Here is a 14,011-nt window from a genome sequence, read left to right as displayed (position 1 = left end):
GGTGTAACTGCTCTTTTTAGGCTGACCGATTCCGACATCGGCCGGGCGCGGCGCGCCGGCACCCTTCAGCGTGACCGCTCGCGGTCAATCGCCCGATAACCGATGTCGCGCCGGAACTGGCAGCCCTCCCAACGGATCTTTTCGACGGTCTGATAGGCCAGAGACTGGGCGGCCGAGACGCTGTCGCCGAGTGCAGTGACACAGAGGACACGGCCGCCGTTGGTCAAGATCTCCGCTCCATCCGCCTTTGTGCCGGCCTGAAAGACCTTGACGTCCGAGGGCAGCGCGGCGTCCAGCCCGCGGATCGGGTGGCCGGTCTCGTAGCTTTCCGGATAACCGCCGGCCGCCATGACCACGCCCAGCGCAGGTCGCGGATCCCAGACGGCCGTGATCTGATCGAGACGACCTTCGATCGCGGCGAGGCAAAGCTCGACCAAGTCGGATTCCAGACGCATCAAGAGCGGTTGGGTCTCCGGGTCGCCGAGCCGGCAGTTGTACTCGAGCACCTTGGGCGTCCCATCGGCGTCAATCATGAGCCCCGCATAGAGGAAACCGACATAATGGATACCCTCGGCAGCGAGCCCGGCGACCGTCGGCTCGATCACCTCGCGCATCACGCGATCGTGGATTTCAGGGGTCACGATCGGCGCCGGTGAATAGGCACCCATGCCGCCGGTGTTGGGTCCGCGATCGCCGTCGTCGCGGGCCTTGTGATCCTGCGAGGTGGCGAGCGGCAGGATGTGCGCGCCGTCGACCATGACGATGAAGCTCGCCTCCTCGCCGGTCAGGAACTCCTCGATGACCACGCGGTTGCCCGCACTGCCGAAGCGCCCGGCACCGAGCATGTCCTGCACCGCCGCCTCGGCGGTCGCGAGATCCTCGGCGAGGATGACACCCTTGCCCGCGGCGAGCCCGTCGGCCTTGATCACGATGGGCACGCCGACCCGACGCAGATAGGCGAGCGCATGCTCGGTCTCGGTAAAGACGCCATAGGAGGCCGTCGGGATGCTGTGGTGCGCGAGGAAGTCCTTGGTGAAGGCCTTCGAGCCCTCGAGCTGCGCGGCGTCTCGGGTCGGTCCGAAGCAGCGCAGACCGGCCGCCTTGAAGGCATCGACGACGCCCGCAACCAGCGGTACCTCCGGGCCGATGATGGTCAGGTCGATTGCCTGCTCGGTCGCAAAGCGCACCAATGCCGGAACGTCGTCCGCGGCGATCGGCAGATTCTCCACCTTGGGCTCGTGCGCGGTTCCGCCGTTGCCGGGCGCGACGTAAACGCGTTCGGCCAGCGGCGATTGTGCGGCCTTCCACGCGAGGGCATGCTCACGCCCGCCATTGCCGACGATCAGGATCTTCATACCTGTCTCTTCACCTTTAAACCGCGCCCGGCGCGGTATGCGATGCTTTTGGATGGGATCGGCCTCGGCAAACTTGACGAGTGCTGGAGCCGGCGCGGTTTAAACGACTAAAAAATCATTTTAAACCGCGTCCCCGCTAAGGGTCGTGGATGCACCAAACGTCGAACTCACTCGAACATCAGCATGTCGCTCTGGACGCGGTTTAAGCTTGGAACGAGACGACGCCGCGCCGGCTCGACTGAATGAATTGGACGATCGCCTGAGTCTCCGGGCCCGGATACTCCTGCTCGGCTCGGACAAGTACCTCGCCCGAGCGCAGACCGGAGCGGAAGACCAGCCGATAAACAGCCTTGATACGCGCACGCTGCTCCTGCGAGAAACCGCCGCGGCGCAGGCCAACCACGTTGAGGCCCACGATACGCGCCCGATGACCGTCGACCAAGGCGAACGGCGGCACGTCCTGCGCGACACCCGTCACCCCGGCGACCATCGCATAGGCGCCGATTCGACAGAACTGATGCACGGCGACCTGCCCCGAGAGGAAGGTCCGATCCGCCACCTCGCAATGACCGGCGAGTGTGGCCGTATTGGCGAAGATGTTGTGATCGCCGACGATGCAGTCGTGGCCCGCATGCGAGAAGGCCATCCAGTAATTGTGGCTGCCGATCCGGGTCCCTGCCTCGGATTTGATGCCGCAGCTGATGTTCACCCCTTCCTTGAAGTGATTGTGATCGCCGATCACGAGCGGCCGCGCCAGCTCCGGCTTGAAGCCGAGATCCTGAGGCTCCGAGCCGAGCGTCGCCCCGTGACAGATCCGGTTGTGCGCCCCCATCCGCGTCGCGCCGAAGATGCGCACGCAGGACTCGATCCGACAGCCTTCGCCGATGACGGCCCCGGACTCGATGATCGAATAGGGGCCGACACTGACCGAGGGATGCAGCTCGGCGCCGTCTTCGATGATGGCCGTCGGGTGGATGCCCATTGAACCGCGTCCTCTGTGAGTCAAGGAGGTGATGGCGTCGATCGAGGTCGGCGCGTCATGAAAGCTCTGAGTCGACGCGGTTCAAATAATCGAAAATAAAAACTTAAATCGCGTTGACTCCGGCGTGGTTGGTGGCTCCAAGGCCACGCCGGAACGAAAACAGTGCCTGTCGGACCGGACGCGATTTAATGCCTGAAGTGACGCATGCCGGTGAAGACCATCGCGATCCCGTGCTCGTTGGCGGCGGCGATGGTCTCCTCGTCGCGCATGGAGCCACCGGGCTGGATGACGGCCGTGATCCCGGCCGCCGCAGCCTGGTCGATCCCGTCGCGGAAGGGGAAGAAGGCATCCGAGGCCATGACCGCGCCGGGCACCGTGAGGCCCGCCTGCTCGGCCTTGATGGCGGCGATGCGCGCGGAGTTGACCCGGCTCATCTGGCCCGCACCGACCCCGATGGTCATGCCGTTGCGGCCGTAGACGATGGCATTTGATTTGACGAATTTGGCGACCCGCCAGGCGAAGAGGAGATCGGCCAGCTCCTGCTCGCTCGGCGCGCGCTCGGTGACGGTCTTCAGCGACTCGGTCAGGCGCAGATCCGCGTCCTGGACCAGGAGTCCGCCGTTGACACGTTTGAAGTCGAGTCGATGGACCAACTCGCTGCCCCAGTCGCCGCATTCGAGCAGGCGGACGTTCTTCTTGGCCGCAACCACCTCGCTGGCCTCGGCGGTGACGCGGGGCGCGATGATGACCTCGATGAACTGGCGCTCGACGATGGTTCGGGCCGTCTCGCCGTCCAGCTCGCCGTTGAAGGCGATGATGCCGCCGAAGGCCGATTCCGGGTCCGTGCTGTAGGCACGCTCGTAGGCCTCGAGCAGGTTGGCGCCCAGGGCCACGCCGCAAGGATTCGCGTGCTTGACGATGACGCAGGCCGGGCCTTCGGAGAACTGTTTCACGCACTCGAGCGCCGCATCCGTATCGGCGATATTGTTGTAGGACAGCTCTTTGCCTTGGATCTGGCTGGCGGTGGCGATGCTGGTCTCCAAGTCGCCGTGCTCGACATAGAAGGCCGCGTTCTGATGCGGATTCTCGCCGTAGCGCATGGATTGCTTGCGACCGAGCTGCAGGCTCAGGGTACGCGGGAAGGCGCCGGGAACATCGGTCGCGAGCCGCGCACCGAGATAGTTGGCGATGGCGCCGTCGTAGCGGGCGGTGTGCTCGAATGCCTTGACCGCCAGATCGAAGCGTGTGGCCTCGCTCACCTCGCCGTGCTCGGCGATCTGGGCGGCGATGCGCGGATAGTCGGCCGAATCCACGACGACGGTCACACTCGCATGGTTCTTGGCTGCGGCGCGCAGCAGGGTCGGGCCGCCGATGTCGATGTTCTCGATGGCCCTCGCCAGATCGCAGGCGGGATCGGCCACGGTCTGCTCGAAGGGATAGAGATTCACGACGACCAGGTCGATCGGCTTGATCTCGTTCTCGCGCATGACCCGATCGTCGACGCCGCGCCGTCCCAGGATGCCCCCGTGGATGCGCGGGTGCAGGGTCTTGACCCGACCGTCCATCATCTCGGGGAAGCCGGTGTAGTCGGAAACCTCCGTAACGGGGATACCCTGCTCGGTCAGGAGCCGGGCGGTCCCGCCGGTGGAGAGGATTTCGACACCTTTGGCGGCAAGGTCGCGGGCAAAGGTGGCCAAGCCGGTCTTGTCGGACACGCTGATCAGGGCGCGATGAATGGATGGCATGTGGGTCGATCCGGGTCTGATGATCTGAGGAGGGACGGGCGGTGCCGTCGGCGACGCGGGTTCAGCGCGCGCGCTCGATCCCGTGAGCAACGAGTCGTTTGCGCAGGGTAGCGCGCGTCAAGCCGAGTATCTTTGCGGCGTGGCTCAGGTTGCCGTTGGTATGGTCCAGAACGGTCTCGAACATGGGGCGCTCCACTTCCTCGAGCACCAAGGCATAAAGGTTGACCACATCATGGCCCGCCATGTTCTCCAGATAGAAGCGCAGCGCATCCTGCACACATTTGCTCAAGGGGTCGGTGCGATCCGCGTCCACCACCTGCAGCCCGGTCGCGATCGGTGCGGATAAGCTGTCCAGGGCGACTGAATTCATGCTGCTTGATTCTCCGTTTCGGGGCATTGCTCGAAGAACGCGGCGACCCGCGACAACTGCTCCGCCGGGGTTTGTGTCCCGTTGACGATGTCTCTGAAGGCCGCTGCACCCGGTAAGTGACGGCAGTACCAGGAGATGTGTTTGCGTGCGATCCGCACGCCGGCATGGGGGCCGTAAAACCGATACAAGGCATCGAGATGCTCGCTCAGGAGCGCATGGATCCAGTGCCTTTGCGGCTCGACCGGCAGGGTGCCCGAGGTCAGGTAGGCCGCGACGTCGCGGAAGATCCAGGGACGCCCCCGGGCCGCGCGTCCGATCATGATAGCATCGGCGCCGGTGCAGTCCAGGACCTGTTTCGCCCGTTCGGGGCTCGCGATGTCGCCGTTGGCGATGAGCGGTATCATCACTGCCGCGCGGATGGCACGGATCGTGTCGTACTCGGCGGGCACGCCGTAACTGCAGGCGCGCGTGCGCCCGTGAACGGTCAAGGCGGCGATCCCGGACTCCTGCGCGATCTGCGCAATCCGCACGGCATTGCGGGTCTCGGGCGACCAGCCGGTGCGGATCTTCAGGGTGACCGGGACGGGGACCGCAGCGACCACCGATTCCAAGATTCGCCCGACCAGAACCTCGTCGCGCAGAAGCGCGGAGCCCGCCGTGCGCTTGCAGACCTTCTTCGCCGGACAACCCATATTGATGTCGACGATGTCGGCGCCCAGATCGACATTGATCCGGGCCGCTTCGGCCATGTCGAGCGGATCCGCGCCGACGATCTGAGCCGAGACCGGACCGGCCTCGCCTGCGTAGTCCAGACGCCGCACCGATTTGCGTGTCCCCCAAAGCGCGGTGTTCGACGACACCATCTCGGCGACCGCAAGCCCCGCCCCCAGACGCCGACAGAGCGCACGGAACGGCCGATCGCTGATCCCGGCCATCGGCGCGAGGATCAGGTTGTTCTCGAATCGGTGCGGGCCGATGGCGAATGCACGGTGCATGGAAGACTCATGACGGACGTGGAGTTGCCGATTGCCTGAACAACGAGGATCGCCACCCCTATCGCAGCGTCCCGCAAATGAGCGCCCAATCCTCGCGCAGTCGGGTCGGTGCAAGCGCAACATGTTCGGCATAGGCCATGCGGACCGCATCGACCTGTTCGGCAAGCACGCCCGAGACGGCCAGCGCGCCGCCCGGTCGCAGCGACGCGACGAGCCTTGGCGCCAACGCGATCAGCGGCCCGGCCAGGATGTTGGCGATGGTCACATCGACCTTCAGCTCGGGCACCTCGTCCGGCCCATAGATGGCGAGCCGGTCGGCGACACCATTGGCGAGTGCGTTGTCCCGCGTCGCCTCCAGGGCCTGCGGGTCATGGTCGACGGCGATCGCGCGCGCAGCGCCCAGGCGCAGCGCCGCGATCGCCAATATCCCGGAGCCGCAGCCGTAATCCAGGACCGTCTTGCCGTCGAGGTCGGTCCCGTCGAGCCACGCCAAACAGAGTGCGGTGGTCGGATGATGCCCGGTCCCGAAGGCCAGACCCGGGTCCAGCGCCACCACGACGGCCTCGGCGATGGCCTCGGGATCGTCCGGATCCTGTCCGTGCGGGCAGACCCAGAGACGCCGACCGAAGCGGGTCGGCTTGAAGGTGTCGAGCCAGACACGCTCCCAGACCTGATCGGCGATCCGCTCGACGCGGGGCTCGCCGACGCATCCGGCGCCCGGCTCACGAACAAGTTGTTCGCACAAACGGCCGACCAGCGCCTTGCTCTGCGGATCCGCATCGAACAGCGCCGAGACCTTGACCTGCGACCAGAGCGGTGTCTCCCCGGGCCCCGGCTCGAGCTGAGGCTCGTCGGCCGCATCGGCGAGGGTCACGGACAGTGCGCCGGCGTCCTCCAGGAAGGCGGCGATCCGCTCCGCGCCCGGTTTCGCCACCTCGATCGAAAGTTGCAGCCAGGCCAATTAAATCGCGTCCCGCAGACGATGCGCAGTGTACATTCGGTCTCGATCTCGCAGCAGTTCGTAAGCGTCGGAGTCGACGCGATCTAAGTGATTAAGGGTCTTTCTTTCAGGTGATTTTCCGGAAACAGGCATTCCGACCGCACATGTTTGGAGGACACGCAGATCGATCCTTTCCCGGGAATCACCTCAGCATTCATTGTTCTTAAAATTCCTGAACCGCGTCTCGCCGAGGCATCAAATCGCGCCGAGGCCGGCCTGACCTCGAACATCGCATGTCGCTCAAAACGCGGTTCAGCATCACATGCCGAGCTTCTTTTCCAGATAGTGGATATTCGCCCCACCCGCCAGAAAGGCCCCGTCCCTGAGGATCGACCGCTGCAGCTTGATATTGGTGTTGATGCCGTCGATCACGGTCTCGCGCAGCGCATTGCACATCCGCGCAATTGCGGACTCGCGATCCTCGCCGTGGGTGATCAGCTTGCCGATCATGGAGTCGTAATAGCGAGGGACCGTGTAGCCGGTATAGATGTGTGTTTCCAGCCGCACGCCGGGGCCGCCCGGGGCATGGAACTCAGTGATCTTGCCGGGGCTCGGCATGAAGGTTTCGGAGTCCTCGGCATTGAGACGGCACTCCACGGCATGTCCGCGGATCACGATGTCGTCCTGCGTGTAGCGTAGGGGCTCGCCGGCGGCGATCAGGATCTGCTCTTTGACGATGTCCACGCCCGTGACCATCTCGGTGACCGGGTGCTCGACCTGCACGCGCGTGTTCATCTCGATGAAATAGAAGCAGCCGTCCTCGTAGAGGAACTCGAAGGTACCGGCGCCGCGATAGCCGATGGTGCGACAGGCCTCCGCACAGCGCTCGCCGATCTCGCGCCGTTGTGCCTCGGTAATGCCGGGCGCGGGGGCCTCCTCGACGACCTTCTGGTGGCGGCGCTGCATGGAGCAGTCGCGCTCGCCGAGATGGATGGCGTTGCCGTGCTGGTCCGAAAGCACCTGGAACTCGATATGACGCGGGTTCTCCAGATACTTCTCCATATAGACCATATCGTTGTTGAAGGCCGCGGCGGCCTCCGCCTTGGTCAGAGAGATGGCGTTCAGTAGGGTCGCCTCGGAATGCACGACACGCATGCCGCGGCCGCCCCCGCCGCCGGAGGCCTTGATGATGACGGGATAGCCGATCTTTCGGGCCATCTCGAGGGTGCGTTTCTTGTCGTCGTCGAGCGGGCCATCGGAGCCGGGCACGCAGGGCACGCCGGCCTTGTTCATGGCGGCGATCGCCGAGACCTTGTCCCCCATCAAACGGATGGTTTCGGGTCGCGGGCCGATGAAGATGAAGCCGGAGCGCTCGACCCGCTCGGCGAAATCGGCATTCTCGGAGAGGAAGCCGTAACCGGGGTGGATGGCGACCGTGTCGGTGACCTCGGCCGCGCTGATAATGGCCGGCACGTTCAGATAGCTGTGCAGCGAGGCGGCCGGACCGATACAGACCGATTCGTCGGCCAGCAGCACATGCTTGAGGTCGCGGTCCGCTTCGGAGTGCACCGCGACCGTCTTGATGCCCAGCTCGCGACAGGCGCGCAGGATCCGGAGCGCGATCTCGCCCCGGTTGGCGATCAGGACCTTCTCGATCATTGCAGGCATGGTGGCGATGTCTTTGCTGGAGGAGGCGCGGCGCATCGGGGGTGCTCCGGCGCTTGACGACGGGGGCGCTGCCCTCCGCCCTTATTCAATGACAAACAGCGGTTGGTTGTATTCCACCGGCTGACCGTTCTCGACCAGGATACGTCTGATCGTTCCGCCTTGCTCGCACTCGATCTGGTTGAGGATCTTCATCGCCTCGATGATGCAGAGCGTCTCGCCGGCCTTCACCGTCTGGCCCTCCTCGACAAATGCCTTGGATCCCGGGGAGGGGGCACGATAAAAGGTGCCGACCATGGGCGAGCGCACGACCTCGCCTTCCATCTCGTCGAGATCCTCTTCGTCGGAGGCTTTGGCGGCCGGCGCCGGAGCCGCCGCGGGGCCGACGGCCATCGGCATCGCTTGAGGCATGTACATCGGCATGGCGCCGCTGCCGTGTCGGCTGATGCGCACCGATTCCTCGCCCTCGTGGATCTCGATCTCCGCGACGTCGGATTGCTCCAACAGCTCGATCAGCTTCTTTACCTTGCGGATATCCATGGTCAGTGGTTCTCGTTGGAAAGGTCCGGCGCGAGCCGACCGGCCGCGGCGCGCAATGCTGAAAAGTAGCCCTCGGCCCCGAGTCCGCTGATCACCCCGACGGCGATGTCGGAGAAATAGGAGTGGGCCCGAAAGGGCTCCCGGGCGTGCACGTTGGACAGGTGCACCTCGATAAAGGGAATCCCGACCCCGAGCAGCGCATCGCGCAGGGCGACGCTGGTGTGGGTAAAGGCGGCGGGATTCAGGATGATGAAGCGAACCCCCTCGTGCGCGGCACGGTGGACTGCCTCGATCAGAACATGCTCGGCGTTGCTCTGGATACACTCGAGCGTGAAGCCTTGAGCCCGTGCCGCATCCTCCAAGCCCTGGTGGATCTCCGCCAGCGTGGTGCGGCCGTAATGCTTCGGCTCGCGGGTTCCGAGCAGATTGAGGTTAGGTCCGTTCAGGACCAGGATCGCCGCCATCCGGTCAATGTGCTCCAACGCGTCCGAGGCTCAGTGTACCCGCCGGTCACTTTAGGGATCGGCAGCAAATCGGCGCGAATTGTGCGGATTTTACGCGATGTTGTCCAGCTAAGACGCGTCCTCGTCGGGCGCCGGCCGGTCCTCCGCCTTGATCAGCGCGCCGAGCTCGGCCTTGAGCTCGGCGGCCGTGACCTCGCCGGTGCGGCTGAAGACCCGGCGCCCGCGGCGGTCGAAGATGACCGTGAAGGGTAGTCCTTCGACCCGGTTGCCGAGCCGCTTCGAGAGGGCGACGGCCTCCGGGTTGGCCATCAGGATGGGGTAGTTCACCGGGTACTGGGCGACGAACGACTCCACGTCTTCGAGGCGATCCACGGCGATGCCGACGACCTGCACGCCGGACTCCCCGAGAGCCTCCTGGGTCTGAATAAAGAGGGGCATCTCGCGCACGCAGGGCGGGCACCAGCTCGCCCAATAGTTAATCACCACGACCTTGCCGGCCCACGCCTCGCTGCTCACCTCACGTCCGGCAAGGTCGGTCAGGCCGAAGTCGGGCAAGGTCTGAAGGGGCGCGGACTGGCGCACCGACAATCCCGCCTCGGGTTTCGGCGCTTCGATCCAGCGTTGGCCGACGACGGCAACCCCGATGCTGATCCCGCCTGCGAGCAGAATGACCAGCCCCACCCGAACCGCACTCATGGCACGGCCCGGCGCAGGTGCTCGACGAAGGCATCGGCGGGCTTGAAGCCGACCAAGCGATAGTTCTTGAGTTCTTGCCCGGCGGCGTCGAAGAAGAGGATGGCAGGCGGTCCGATGATGCCGAAGTGCTTCATCAGTGCCTGATCATCCGCGTCGTTGGCCGTCACGTCGGCCTTGAGCAGGACGAAGCGCTCCATCTCGGCGATCACCGCGGGGTCGCTGAAGGTATAGCGCTCCAGCTCTTTGCAGGTCACGCACCAGTCTGCATAGAAGTCGAACATGACCGGTTTGCCGAGCGTCCCCGCCTTGGCGACCTCGCGATCGAGGTCCTCGAGCGTCTTCACGGGGGTGAAGACCGCCTCCGCAGCGGCGCCGCCGCCGCCCACGGCGAGCCCGCGCAGCGGTTGGACCGTGTCCTTGCCGCCGGCCGCCGCACCGAGCAGCATGAGCGCGCCGTAGATGAGCAGGAAGACGCCGAGCCCTTTCCAGAGCTTGCTCCAGCCGCTTGCACCTTGCGGCAGCTGGGTCAGCGCGCCCATGTAAACCGACGAGCTGATCAGCAGCAGCCCCCACAGCAGCATGGCGAGGGCCGGCGGCAAGATCCGCTCGAGCATGAAGATGGCCACGCCGAGCAGGGCGACGCCGAACACCGCCTTGACCGCATCCATCCAGCCGCCGGCGCGCGGCAGCAGCTTGCCGGCCGAGGTGCCGATGGCGATCAGCGGCACGCCCATGCCCATGCTCAGTGCGAACAGGGCGATGCCGCCGAGCACCGCGTCCCCGGTCTGGCTGATATAGATGAGCGCGCCGAAGAGCGGCGGAGCCACGCAGGGTCCGACGATCAGCGCGGAGAGCAGACCCATGATGGCCACGCCGATCAGTGTGCCGCCCTCCTGCTTGTTGCTGATCTCGGCGAGCTTGGACTGGAAGCTCGACGGCAGCTGCAGGTCATAGAAGCCGAACATCGACAGTGCGAGCAGCACGAAGATCAACGCGAAGGAGGTCAGGACCCAGGGGTTCTGGAAGGCCGCCTGCAGATTCGCGCCGAAGAGCCCCGCCAGCACGCCGACGACCGTGTAGGTCAAGGCCATGGCCAGGACATAGACCAGCGACAGCGTGAACGCCTTGCGCGTGGTGATGTTCGGGCCCTGTCCGGCGATGATGCCCGAGAGGATCGGGATCATGGGGAAGACGCATGGCGTGAAGGCGAGCAAGAGTCCGAACCCGAAGAAGGCCGCGATCACCACCCAGACGCCGCTGTTGGCGAGGACGGAAGCGATCCGGTCTTGCTCCGAGACCGTGTCGTCCGCATCCGATGGCGCATTTGCCGGCGGCGCGTCGGCCGTCGTGGTCGCGGCTGCGGCCGTCGGCAGGGCCGCCGTCACCAGCGCCTCCGGCAGGCTCAGGGTTACCCTTTGGGTCTGCGGCGGATAGCAGATACCGATCTCGGCACAACCCTGATACTTGGCGATCAGGGTCACCTCCGTCGGCTCGCTCGACCCGCGCAGCAGGGGCAGGGCGAGATCGACCCGGTCGTGATAGACCTCGACATCGCCGACGCTGCCGTCGGGAAGGATCGAGTCCTTCTTGATATCGCCGGCGGGCCGCTCGAACGGCCCGATGGCGACCTCGCTTCCATCCTCGAGCGCCAGCTCGAGCATGTGGCTGTAGAGATAGGTCCCCTCGGCGACGTCCCAGGTCAACTGGATCTGGTCCGGGCCCGCGACCTTCGCCGAGAAGAGGAATGCCTCCTCGGCGGGGAGGATGTCGTCGTCCGCACCCAAGCCGAGCGATTGGCCTAAGCCCGCCAAAGCCTTCGACGACTGCTCGCGCTGAATCGGCGACGGGGTCTCGGCGGCGGAAGCGGTCTCGGCGGCGGGCGCGGTCTCGGCGGCGATCGGCGTCGCGGCAGCCATCGCCGGCAGCTCGAGCAACAGGCGCTGGCGGTGCGGCGGGTAGCAAAGTCCCGCATCGGCGCAGCCCTGCGAGGTGGCCTCGAGGGTCAGAAAGTGACCCGACCCGGTCGCACGCGTGACCGGCACCCGGATCTCGACGCTGCCGCGATAGACCTGGACCTTGCCGAAGAACTCGTCCTCCTTGGTTTCGGCTGCGGGCATGCGCGGGCTGCCGGTCGAGATCCCGACGGTATCCGCCTGGAACCCGAACTTGCTCTGATACATGTAATAACCGTCGGCGATCTGCCAGCGCACCCGAACGGCGTCCGGGCCGTCGGCCTCGCCCGAAATGCGGAAGGCCTGATCAGGCATCAGGAACTCGTCCTCCGCCGACGCGAGCGGCAACACTCCGGCGACGAGCAGCCAGGTCAAGGCGGCGGCCAAAAGCCGTCTCGCGGCGGATGTCCCGCGCCACGGCCGATGTCCCGGACCCTGTTGTTCGGTGGCGGTGTCGTCGATGGCGGTTTGGCGCCGCTCGACGGCGGCCCCGATCCCGGGGCTCAGTTGTTGTGGTCGGTGCATGTCGTTACCCAGCTCAGATAGTCGGGGAGTCCCTCGGTGACGGGGACCGCGATGATTTCCGGAATCTCGTACGGATGCAATGTGCGCAGGCGCTCGGTCAAGGTCGCAACACGCTCGCGCGTCGTCTTGATCATGAGTAAGACCTCGGGATCGCGCTGAATCCGGCCCTCCCAGCGATAAATCGAGGTAATGCCCGGCAACAGATTGGCGCAGGCGGCCAGATGCTCCTCGACCAGTGCCTCGGCGATCCGCCCGGCCGTGGCCTCGTCGGGACAGGTGCAGAAGATCAGGCGATGGTCTGCCGTCATGCTGTGGGTCGGCGGCGTTTCATGGCGTTTCATCGGGTTCGGGGTTCCACTATCCTGCAACGGGTCAGCCTTCTTCTACCACAATGTTTGTCGGTTTAAGGGATCTCGGTCGACCGAGCGCGGACCGACCGACCACTTCGGGAGACCATTATCATGCCTTTTTTATTTCTGCTGATCGTCATCGGCGTTCCGATGATCGAAATCTACGTGATGATCCAGGTCGGCTCCGAGATCGGGGCATTTTCGACCATCGCCCTGGCCATCCTGACCGCGATCGTCGGGATCTGGCTGGTCCGCCACCAAGGTTTCGGCCTTCTCATGCGGGTGCGCGAGATGACCGAGCGCGGCGAGGTCCCGGCCTTGGAGGTCCTGGACGGCGCACTGCTCCTCGTTGCGGGTCTCTTCCTGCTCCTTCCGGGCTTTCTGACCGACACGATCGGGTTTTTGTTGCTCGTCCCGCCCCTGCGGCATTGGATCGTCGGGCGCTATGTCCGCGTGATCCCGGTCCGGCCCGGCACACCCCCTGGAGGTACCGAGGGTCCGAGGGTCATCGAAGGCGACTACCGGCGCGAAGATTGAGGCCCGTCGAACCCTCCGGCGCTTGACAGACGAGGATAAGGCTCTACTATTAGCACTCGTTTGAGATGAGTGCTAACAGAGCGGGCCGAAACGGGCTGCTCACACGCGCTCCGAACCCGTCAATCGCACGAGGAGACCACCACATGAAGATTCGTCCCCTGCACGACCGCGTCGTTGTCCGTCGCATGGAAGAAGAGCGCACGAGCGCCGGCGGTATCGTGATCCCGGACTCCGCCACCGAGAAGCCGATCCAGGGCGAAATCATCGCCGTGGGCAAGGGCAAGATCCTCGACAGCGGCGAGAGCCGTCCGCTGGACGTGAAGGTCGGCGACCGCGTCCTGTTCGGCAAGTATTCCGGCACCGAGGTGAAGCTCGACGGCAACGATTTCCTGGTGATGCGCGAAGAAGACATCATGGGCGTCATCGAGGTCTGATGCCGAGCGCTTCCCCCGGGGAAGCCCGCATCCAAGCAACCCGTACGCCTGGCGATCGAGCCGCATCGGCTCGGTCGACGACCCACTGAAGTATCGAATCCCGAAGAATTGGATCAAGGATCAACACTATGAGTGCAAAAGACGTCAAGTTCGGCGGAGAAGCCCGTGCCCGAATGATGGAGGGTGTCAACATACTCGCCAACGCCGTGAAGGTGACCCTGGGTCCGAAGGGCCGCAACGTGGTTCTGGAGAAGTCCTTCGGTGCCCCGACCGTCACCAAGGACGGCGTGTCCGTNNCAAGTTCGAGAACATGGGCGCCCAGATGGTGAAGGAAGTGGCCTCCCACACCTCCGACATCGCCGGCGACGGCACCACCACCGCGACCGTTTTGGCGCAGGCCATGGTCCGCGAAGGCCTCAAAGCCGTCGCTGCCGGTATGAACCCGATGGACCTGAAGCGCG

The 14,011-nt window shown here is 65.0% G+C and carries 14 protein-coding genes and 1 pseudogene; 3 read left to right on the top strand and 12 right to left on the bottom strand.

Annotated elements, in window-relative coordinates; genetic code table 11:
- Positions 1–65 precede the first annotated feature (65 nt).
- The 12 genes from purD to cutA all read right to left on the bottom strand — a co-directional run bounded on the left by purD (position 66) and on the right by cutA (position 12,537).
- Positions 66–1,355, bottom strand: a complete 1,290-nt coding sequence (gene purD / locus B4N44_RS15135; RefSeq protein WP_296702438.1) for a phosphoribosylamine--glycine ligase — start codon at positions 1,353–1,355, stop codon at positions 66–68.
- 202 nt (positions 1,356–1,557) lie between these two features.
- Positions 1,558–2,337: an acyl-ACP--UDP-N-acetylglucosamine O-acyltransferase gene (lpxA, locus tag B4N44_RS15130; RefSeq protein WP_296702435.1), complete on the bottom strand. Its 780-nt coding sequence runs from the start codon at positions 2,335–2,337 to the stop codon at positions 1,558–1,560.
- Between the two features lie 185 nt (positions 2,338–2,522).
- Positions 2,523–4,082, bottom strand: coding sequence for a bifunctional phosphoribosylaminoimidazolecarboxamide formyltransferase/IMP cyclohydrolase (gene purH / locus B4N44_RS15125; RefSeq protein ID WP_296702430.1), 1,560 nt, complete (start codon positions 4,080–4,082; stop codon positions 2,523–2,525).
- 61 nt (positions 4,083–4,143) lie between these two features.
- Positions 4,144–4,452: a helix-turn-helix domain-containing protein gene (locus B4N44_RS15120; protein ID WP_296702427.1), complete on the bottom strand. Its 309-nt coding sequence runs from the start codon at positions 4,450–4,452 to the stop codon at positions 4,144–4,146.
- Positions 4,449–5,447, bottom strand: coding sequence for a tRNA dihydrouridine synthase DusB (dusB, locus tag B4N44_RS15115; protein ID WP_296702423.1), 999 nt, complete (start codon positions 5,445–5,447; stop codon positions 4,449–4,451). Before dusB ends, B4N44_RS15120 begins: the two co-directional genes overlap by 4 nt.
- Before the next feature lie 58 nt (positions 5,448–5,505).
- Complete coding sequence (gene prmA, locus B4N44_RS15110; protein WP_296702421.1) at positions 5,506–6,408, bottom strand: 50S ribosomal protein L11 methyltransferase; 903 nt, start codon at positions 6,406–6,408, stop codon at positions 5,506–5,508.
- A 297-nt stretch (positions 6,409–6,705) separates the two neighbouring features.
- Positions 6,706–8,046 (bottom strand): acetyl-CoA carboxylase biotin carboxylase subunit, encoded by a 1,341-nt coding sequence (gene accC, locus B4N44_RS15105; RefSeq protein WP_296702451.1) that lies wholly within the window; start codon positions 8,044–8,046, stop codon positions 6,706–6,708.
- A gap of 90 nt (positions 8,047–8,136) precedes the next feature.
- A complete protein-coding gene (accB, locus tag B4N44_RS15100; RefSeq protein WP_296702417.1) occupies positions 8,137–8,592 on the bottom strand; it encodes an acetyl-CoA carboxylase biotin carboxyl carrier protein in 456 nt (151 codons plus the stop codon).
- 2 nt (positions 8,593–8,594) lie between these two features.
- Positions 8,595–9,056 carry a type II 3-dehydroquinate dehydratase gene (gene aroQ, locus B4N44_RS15095; protein ID WP_296702415.1) on the bottom strand — a complete coding sequence of 154 codons (462 nt, stop codon included), beginning with the start codon at positions 9,054–9,056 and terminating at the stop codon, positions 8,595–8,597.
- A gap of 108 nt (positions 9,057–9,164) precedes the next feature.
- On the bottom strand, positions 9,165–9,752 hold the full coding sequence (locus B4N44_RS15090; protein ID WP_296702412.1) for a TlpA family protein disulfide reductase: 588 nt from the start codon (positions 9,750–9,752) through the stop codon (positions 9,165–9,167).
- Positions 9,749–12,229, bottom strand: a complete 2,481-nt coding sequence (locus B4N44_RS15085; protein ID WP_296702409.1) for a protein-disulfide reductase DsbD — start codon at positions 12,227–12,229, stop codon at positions 9,749–9,751. Before B4N44_RS15085 ends, B4N44_RS15090 begins: the two co-directional genes overlap by 4 nt.
- The gene (gene cutA, locus B4N44_RS15080; protein ID WP_296702448.1) at positions 12,208–12,537 is read right to left on the bottom strand and encodes a divalent-cation tolerance protein CutA; all 330 of its coding nucleotides are present in this window, start codon (positions 12,535–12,537) and stop codon (positions 12,208–12,210) included. Before cutA ends, B4N44_RS15085 begins: the two co-directional genes overlap by 22 nt.
- 153 nt (positions 12,538–12,690) lie before the next feature.
- Here cutA and B4N44_RS15075 point away from each other — a divergent pair, with 153 nt between their 5' ends.
- The 3 genes and pseudogenes from B4N44_RS15075 to B4N44_RS15065 form a co-directional block, all read left to right on the top strand.
- The gene (locus B4N44_RS15075) at positions 12,691–13,116 is read left to right on the top strand and encodes an FxsA family protein (protein ID WP_296702407.1); all 426 of its coding nucleotides are present in this window, start codon (positions 12,691–12,693) and stop codon (positions 13,114–13,116) included.
- Positions 13,117–13,259: 143 nt separating this feature from the next.
- Positions 13,260–13,550, top strand: a complete 291-nt coding sequence (gene groES, locus B4N44_RS15070; RefSeq protein WP_296702403.1) for a co-chaperone GroES — start codon at positions 13,260–13,262, stop codon at positions 13,548–13,550.
- Between the two features lie 128 nt (positions 13,551–13,678).
- Positions 13,679–14,011: pseudogene (locus tag B4N44_RS15065) on the top strand (TCP-1/cpn60 chaperonin family protein); the annotation flags it as partial.

The sequence above is a fragment of the Thiocapsa sp. UBA6158 genome, assembly GCF_002423035.1.
Taxonomy (GTDB): domain Bacteria; phylum Pseudomonadota; class Gammaproteobacteria; order Chromatiales; family Chromatiaceae; genus Thiocapsa.
Note: the sequence above shows the minus strand (reverse complement) of the source record. Positions and strands in the feature narration are given on the sequence as shown.

Excerpts from the sequence above, each read along its gene's own strand:
- purD (WP_296702438.1), bottom strand. The coding sequence starts at position 1,355 with ATGAAGATCCTGATCGTCGGCAATGGCGGGCGTGAGCATGCCCTCGCG.
- lpxA (WP_296702435.1), bottom strand. The coding sequence starts at position 2,337 with ATGGGCATCCACCCGACGGCCATCATCGAAGACGGCGCCGAGCTGCAT.
- purH (WP_296702430.1), bottom strand. The coding sequence starts at position 4,082 with ATGCCATCCATTCATCGCGCCCTGATCAGCGTGTCCGACAAGACCGGC.
- B4N44_RS15120 (WP_296702427.1), bottom strand. The coding sequence starts at position 4,452 with ATGAATTCAGTCGCCCTGGACAGCTTATCCGCACCGATCGCGACCGGG.
- dusB (WP_296702423.1), bottom strand. The coding sequence starts at position 5,447 with ATGCACCGTGCATTCGCCATCGGCCCGCACCGATTCGAGAACAACCTG.
- accC (WP_296702451.1), bottom strand. The coding sequence starts at position 8,046 with ATGATCGAGAAGGTCCTGATCGCCAACCGGGGCGAGATCGCGCTCCGG.
- accB (WP_296702417.1), bottom strand. The coding sequence starts at position 8,592 with ATGGATATCCGCAAGGTAAAGAAGCTGATCGAGCTGTTGGAGCAATCC.
- aroQ (WP_296702415.1), bottom strand. The coding sequence starts at position 9,056 with ATGGCGGCGATCCTGGTCCTGAACGGACCTAACCTCAATCTGCTCGGA.
- B4N44_RS15090 (WP_296702412.1), bottom strand. The coding sequence starts at position 9,752 with ATGAGTGCGGTTCGGGTGGGGCTGGTCATTCTGCTCGCAGGCGGGATC.
- B4N44_RS15085 (WP_296702409.1), bottom strand. The coding sequence starts at position 12,229 with ATGCACCGACCACAACAACTGAGCCCCGGGATCGGGGCCGCCGTCGAG.
- cutA (WP_296702448.1), bottom strand. The coding sequence starts at position 12,537 with ATGACGGCAGACCATCGCCTGATCTTCTGCACCTGTCCCGACGAGGCC.
- B4N44_RS15075 (WP_296702407.1), top strand. The coding sequence starts at position 12,691 with ATGCCTTTTTTATTTCTGCTGATCGTCATCGGCGTTCCGATGATCGAA.
- groES (WP_296702403.1), top strand. The coding sequence starts at position 13,260 with ATGAAGATTCGTCCCCTGCACGACCGCGTCGTTGTCCGTCGCATGGAA.